This is a genomic window from Martelella sp., assembly GCF_984369615.1.
On sequence record NZ_CFHTCS010000280.1, the window covers coordinates 1 to 5,776 of the forward strand.

Genomic DNA, 5,776 nt, shown 5'->3' on the forward strand with positions numbered 1-5,776 from the left:
TCTCGGCCTGCCGCAGCAACCTTTTCTGCGCTCCACCACGCAGGCGCTTCCCTCGATCATGGTGACGGCCATCTGGGCCGGTCTCGGTTTCCAGATCATCATCTTCATGGCGGGGCTCCGCGCCATTCCGACGACCTTTTACGAGGCGGCGCGGATCGACGGGCTTGGCGAATGGGCGATCCTGCGCAGGATCACGCTGCCGCTTCTGAAGCCCACCACCGTGTTTCTGGTCGTGCTCTCCTCCATCGGTTTCCTCAGGATCTTCGACCAGGTCTACAACATGACCACGAATGATCCGGGCGGGCCGCTTGGCACCACCAAGCCGCTTGTGCTGATGATCTACCAATCGGCCTTTTCCTCCTACCAGATGGGTTATGCCGCGGCCCAGACCGTCGTTCTCTTCCTCATTCTCCTCGTCATTTCGCTGCTGCAGCTCTGGATCCTGAGGGACAAGTCATGAGTGAACTTCGCCAACAGGATGCGGTTTCGCGTTACAAACCGAAGGTGCGGCCGGGCAGGGTGCTGATGTGGACGCTGCTTTTCATCGGCGGCGTCATCATGATCACGCCGCTGCTCTTCATGTTCTCCACCTCGCTCAAACCCGCAAGCCAGGTCTATGACCTGCGGCTGATCCCGCAGGACCCGACGTTTTCGAACTATGTGAAAGTGTTGACGACCACCGGTTTCGGCCGCTGGTTCTTCAACTCGCTGCTGGTGGCCACGATCGTCACCTGCTCGAACGTGTTCTTCGACAGTCTTGTCGGTTACACGCTGGCGAAGTTCCGCTTTCGCGGCCGCCGCTTCATCTTCCTGGCGATCCTCTCGACGCTGATGATCCCGACGGAAATGCTGGTGATCCCGTGGTATCTGATGTCGGCCAATTTCGGCTGGCTCGACAGCTATTGGGGCATCATGTTTCCCGGCATGATGACCGGCTTCGGCACCTTCCTGATGCGCCAGTTCTTCGAGGGCGTGCCGGACGATTTCATGGAAGCGGCCCGCATCGACGGCATGAACGAGTTCGTCATCTGGTGGAAGATCGCCATGCCGCTCGTCGCGCCGGCGCTCTCGGCGCTTGCCATTTTCACCTTCCTCGGCAACTGGACCGCCTTCTTCTGGCCGCTGATCGTCACCACCTCGAGCGAGCTTTATACGCTGCCCGTCGGCCTTTCGAGCTTCGCTGTCGAAGCCGCGATCCAGTGGGAGATGATCATGACCGGGGCAGCGCTTGCGACCATACCCACGCTTCTCGTCTTCCTCATCTTCCAGCGCTACATCGTGCGCGGGGTGATGCTGGCCGGCGTCAAGGGATAGACCCATGAACACCATTGATCCCCAAAAGGACGATACCAGCCGTTTTCCTGATGCCGTTTACAAGGAAACCGTGCTCAAGCCCTTGTTTGACGGCGCAAAAACGCATTTCGTCGAAGGCTTCCGCGCAATCGACCGCGCCCATCTGGTCATGCTCGCAGAGACCGGTATCCTGACCGCCGGACAGGCGGGAAAGATCGCTGACGCACTCGTCGCCATCGACGCCGAAGTCGACCCCGCCACGCTGGACTATACCGGCGAGGTCGAGGATTTTTTCTTCCTGATCGAGAAGGAACTGAAGGCCCGGCTCGGTCCGGATCTCGGCGGTCGCCTGCATACGGCGCGCTCGCGCAACGACATCGACCACACGCTCTTCAAGTTCAACCTGCGCCGCTGTATCGATACGGCTGCCGACCGGGCAATCAAGCTTCTCGCTGCCATGATCGATGCGGCCGAGCGCGAGAAGACGACGCTGATCGTCGCCTATACCCACGGCCAGCCGGCGCAGCCGACCACCTTCGGCCATTATCTCGGGGCCGCGATCGAGGTGCTTTCGCGCGATATCGAACGGCTGTTCGAAGCCCGCAGAACCGTCGACCTGTCGCCGATGGGGGCTGCCGCGATCACGACCTCCGGCTTTCCGATCGACCGGCACCTGATGGCGGAACTTCTCGGTTTCTCCGCGCCGCTCCAGAATTCCTACAGCTGCATTGCCGCCGTCGATTACATCACCGCCACCTATTCCGCGCTCGAACTGGTGTTCCTCCATCTCGGACGGCTGATCCAGGATTTCCAGTTCTGGACGAGCTTCGAGGTCGGCCAGCTCTATGTGCCGAATGCACTGGTGCAGATCTCCTCGATCATGCCGCAGAAGCGCAATCCGGTGCCGGTCGAACATATGCGCCATCTGGCAAGCCAGACGGTGGGCCGCGCGCAGACGGTGCTGACGGTGATGCACAACACGCCGTTCACAGACATGAATGACAGCGAAGGCGAAACGCAGGCGATGGGCTATCAGGCTTTTGGCAGCGGCATGCGCGTGCTGGAGCTGATGACGAGCCTCATCGCGCAGGTGCGCATCAACGGCAAGCGCGTTGCCGCCAATCTCGACCGCTCCTGCATTACCATCACCGAACTGGCCGACAGCTTGGTGCGGCGCGAGGCCTTGTCCTTCCGCCAGGCGCACGAGATCGCCGCCGATGTGGCCCGCGCCGTGGTTGCCACGGACGGCGCGCTTGGAACGGATGGCTATGGCCCCTTCAGAAACGCCTTCGCCGACCATGCCGGCCGCGAGACGACGCTCGATGAAGAGGCCTTCCGCGAGATCGTCTCGCCGGACTATTTCGTTGCCGTGCGCAAGCGCTATGGAGGGCCGGCGGAAGAGCCGCTCGATGCCGCCATAGCCGGCTACCGCGACAGTCTTTCCGCATTTCAAAACCAAGCCGACGCGCTTGCCGCCCGCCTGGAAGCGGCGGCGGACGAACGCGGCAACCGCTTCGAACGATTGAGGGGAAAAGCATAATGGCTTCAATCGCACTGGAAAAACTGGTGAAGCGCTATGACAAGGTCGAGGCCGTGCATGGCATCAATCTCGAGATTGCCGATGGCGAGTTCGTTGTCTTTGTCGGCCCATCGGGCTGCGGCAAGTCGACGACGCTCAGGATGATCGCCGGTCTTGAGGAGATTACCGGCGGTACGCTGAAGATCGGCGAGGCGGTGGTCAACGAGCGGGCGCCAAAGGCGCGCAACATCGCCATGGTGTTCCAGAACTACGCAATCTATCCGCATCTGACCGTGCGCCAGAATATCGGTTTCGGCCTCTATACGTCGAAGCTTTCGAAAGAGGAGAAGAATGCGCGGATCGACGAGACGGCGCGCATTCTGGGCCTGACCGATTATCTGGAGCGCCGCCCGGCAGCGCTTTCCGGCGGCCAGCGCCAGCGCGTCGCCATCGGCCGCGCCATGGTGCGCAACCCCTCGGCCTTCCTGTTCGACGAGCCGCTGTCCAACCTCGATGCCCAGCTTCGCGCGCAGATGCGCATCGAAATCAAGAAGTTGCATCAGGAACTTAAGACAACGACCGTCTATGTGACCCACGACCAGGTCGAAGCCATGACCATGGCCGACCGGATCGTGGTGATGAAGGATGGCTATATTCTGCAGACAGGCACGCCGGTCGACCTCTACGAGAACCCCGCCGACGTATTCACCGCGCGTTTCATCGGCTCGCCGTCCATGAACATGCTGCCGGCAGCGGCGTTCGGCGACCAGGCGGCCGGTTTTGCGGGCGAGGGCGACGTGCTGGTCGGCATAAGGCCGCATGACCTTCTTGCCGTCGTTGACGGGATCGTGCCGGACGGTGCGGTCCTGACGCTTGAAGGCGTGGTCGAGGCCGTCGAACCGCTGGGCCCGGAAACCATGGTGCACCTGAATGTCGCCGGCAGGCCGCTGATCGCCACCTCGCCGGGCACGCTCTCGCCTGCCGTCGGCAGCAGCGTTGCCTGCACGGTCCAGCCCGGCAAGCTCTACCTCTTCGACGCCGCGACAGAAAAGAGCCTCGGTCGCAGATGACAGCCGGACATGACGAAAGACAGGCGGTCCTCAGCGTGGGACGGATCTATTGCGACCTGATCTTCACCGGACTTGACCGTCTGCCGGTGCTCGGGCGCGAGGTTTTCGCCGACGACCTGACAATCGCCGCCGGCGGCGGCGCGTTCATTTCCGCCGCCCATTTCGCCGGCATCGGACGCCATGCGGCCCTTGTCGGTCGGCTGGGGCATGATCCGCTGTCGCGCGCCATCGAGCGCCAGCTTGAGACGTCAGGGATCGATCTCGGCTTCCTGGAGCGCGCGGACGATGCCGGCCCGCAGGTGACCGTCGCCTCCGTGCTTGACGGCGAGCGCGCCTTTCTGACCAAGCGGGCAGGGCGGGCGGAGCCTTCAACGCTTGATGATGCGCTTGCCTGGCGGAAGGCCGGCCATCTCCACATTGCCGAATACGCAACGCTTGCCGAAATACCGGATCTGGTGAAACGCGCGCGTGCTGCGGGGCTGACGGTCTCGCTTGATCCGAGCTGGGATGACACGCTGATCGGTGATCCGGGCCTCATCGCCGCCTGTTACGGGGTGGACGTTTTCCTGCCCAATCTGGAGGAGGCGCGCATCATTACCGGCGAGAACGAGCCGGCGGCGATGTGCGACCGTCTGGCCGGGCATTTTCCCGTCGTCGCGATCAAGGCCGGAGCAGAGGGGGCCTATCTTGCGGCATCCGACCTTCGTCTTCACGCGCCCGCCGAAGTCGTCAGCGTGATCGACACGACCGGCGCCGGCGATGCCTTCAACGCGGGCTTTGTTGACGCCTGGCTTGACGGCGAAGCCCTTCAGCGCTGCCTTGCCGCGGCGATCGGCGCCGGCAGCAGGGCCGTGCAGGTGGCCGGCGGGGCGGGCGCGGGCGCCGCCGACACCGCTGCCGCCGAAAACGGCACATAAAGCCGGGCGGCTCAGCGCAAAAAAAGGCTCTTCGCCGCCGGACCGGCGCCGCACCGTTTTTTTGCCGGATTTCTTTTCACAGGCTTGATCGGCGAAACAAAAACGCCTATCAGAGCCCTCACCGGAGAGGTGGCCGAGTGGTCGAAGGCGCTCCCCTGCTAAGGGAGTATACCAGAGATGGTATCGAGGGTTCGAATCCCTTCCTCTCCGCCAGATTTCCCTAAGTGTTTGATGTCCTTAAAATCGTTGCTTCTTCAAAGGGTTGCGTATAGCGTGGTACAATGATTTGGTACAAAATGTAGCGCGCAAAACCGAGTGGCGCAGAGCAAAAGCTCTCGCCCTTTGCCGCCGACTTTGCTGCCATTGATCGATCAGGCGTCATTGTCTATATAATAGGAATTATATAGAGAGGCAGCCGCTATGCAGAGTGTCAAGATTACAACGGTTGGCGCATCGTCCGGCGTCATCCTCACCAAGGAAATAATGGCCCATCTGAAGGTCAAGAAGGGCGATACCCTCTATCTGACGGAAACAGCGGATGGCGGCTATCGCCTGACGCCCTATAATCCGGAATTCGTCCGCCAGATGGAACTCGCCGATGAAATCATGCATGACGACCGCGAGGTATTGCGCGCGCTCGCCAAATGACGGGTGCTGCAATGAAGGACTGGCGATGGGTGGAACCGGCTGTCATATACGCGGTTCACGACAGGCAATTGTCGGAACATGGCGGCTCCGAGGGCATCCGAAACGCTGACGGGATAGAAAGCGCCTTGGCCCGTCCGCAAAATCCGGCTGAATATGGCGCCCCGGACGCGTCAGACCTTGCCGCAGCCTATGCGTTTGGTCTCGCCAGGAACCATGGTTTCATGGATGGCAACAAGCGCACGGCCTGGATCGCGGCGCGTCTTTTCCTTGCCGATAACGGATACCGGCTTCGCTTCCAGCCTGTCGATGCAATTCAGTTGATGGAAGGC

Annotated in this window: 7 protein-coding genes and 1 tRNA gene; all 8 read left to right on the forward strand. The window is 61.7% G+C overall.

What is annotated here, in order from left to right:
* On the forward strand, positions 1-460 hold a 460-nt coding region (locus tag AC5DC2_RS18090; RefSeq protein ID WP_491699479.1), incomplete at its 5' end, for a carbohydrate ABC transporter permease.
* Positions 457-1,314: a carbohydrate ABC transporter permease gene (locus tag AC5DC2_RS18095; RefSeq protein WP_024709190.1), complete on the forward strand. Its 858-nt coding sequence runs from the start codon at positions 457-459 to the stop codon at positions 1,312-1,314. The genes AC5DC2_RS18090 and AC5DC2_RS18095, both read left to right, overlap by 4 nt.
* A 4-nt stretch (positions 1,315-1,318) precedes the next feature.
* Positions 1,319-2,833 (forward strand): argininosuccinate lyase, encoded by a 1,515-nt coding sequence (gene argH, locus AC5DC2_RS18100; RefSeq protein WP_491699480.1) that lies wholly within the window; start codon positions 1,319-1,321, stop codon positions 2,831-2,833.
* The gene (locus AC5DC2_RS18105; protein ID WP_491699481.1) at positions 2,833-3,882 is read left to right on the forward strand and encodes an ABC transporter ATP-binding protein; all 1,050 of its coding nucleotides are present in this window, start codon (positions 2,833-2,835) and stop codon (positions 3,880-3,882) included. The genes argH and AC5DC2_RS18105 overlap by 1 nt, the downstream gene beginning before the upstream one ends.
* Positions 3,879-4,799, forward strand: a complete 921-nt coding sequence (locus AC5DC2_RS18110) for a carbohydrate kinase family protein (RefSeq protein WP_491699482.1) — start codon at positions 3,879-3,881, stop codon at positions 4,797-4,799. The genes AC5DC2_RS18105 and AC5DC2_RS18110 overlap by 4 nt, the downstream gene beginning before the upstream one ends.
* Positions 4,800-4,922: 123 nt before the next feature.
* Positions 4,923-5,012, forward strand: a tRNA-Ser gene (locus tag AC5DC2_RS18115).
* A 207-nt stretch (positions 5,013-5,219) separates the two neighbouring features.
* Positions 5,220-5,447: an AbrB/MazE/SpoVT family DNA-binding domain-containing protein gene (locus AC5DC2_RS18120; protein ID WP_106308240.1), complete on the forward strand. Its 228-nt coding sequence runs from the start codon at positions 5,220-5,222 to the stop codon at positions 5,445-5,447.
* An 11-nt stretch (positions 5,448-5,458) separates the two neighbouring features.
* Positions 5,459-5,776, forward strand: a 318-nt coding sequence (locus AC5DC2_RS18125) for a type II toxin-antitoxin system death-on-curing family toxin (RefSeq protein WP_491699483.1), incomplete at its 3' end; no start/stop codon positions are given.

What these genes read in the sequence shown, in the direction of transcription:
- AC5DC2_RS18095 (WP_024709190.1), top strand. Translation starts at nt 457, where the DNA reads ATGAGTGAACTTCGCCAACAGGATGCGGTTTCGCGTTACAAACCGAAG.
- argH (WP_491699480.1), top strand. Translation starts at nt 1,319, where the DNA reads ATGAACACCATTGATCCCCAAAAGGACGATACCAGCCGTTTTCCTGAT.
- AC5DC2_RS18105 (WP_491699481.1), top strand. Translation starts at nt 2,833, where the DNA reads ATGGCTTCAATCGCACTGGAAAAACTGGTGAAGCGCTATGACAAGGTC.
- AC5DC2_RS18110 (WP_491699482.1), top strand. Translation starts at nt 3,879, where the DNA reads ATGACAGCCGGACATGACGAAAGACAGGCGGTCCTCAGCGTGGGACGG.
- AC5DC2_RS18120 (WP_106308240.1), top strand. Translation starts at nt 5,220, where the DNA reads ATGCAGAGTGTCAAGATTACAACGGTTGGCGCATCGTCCGGCGTCATC.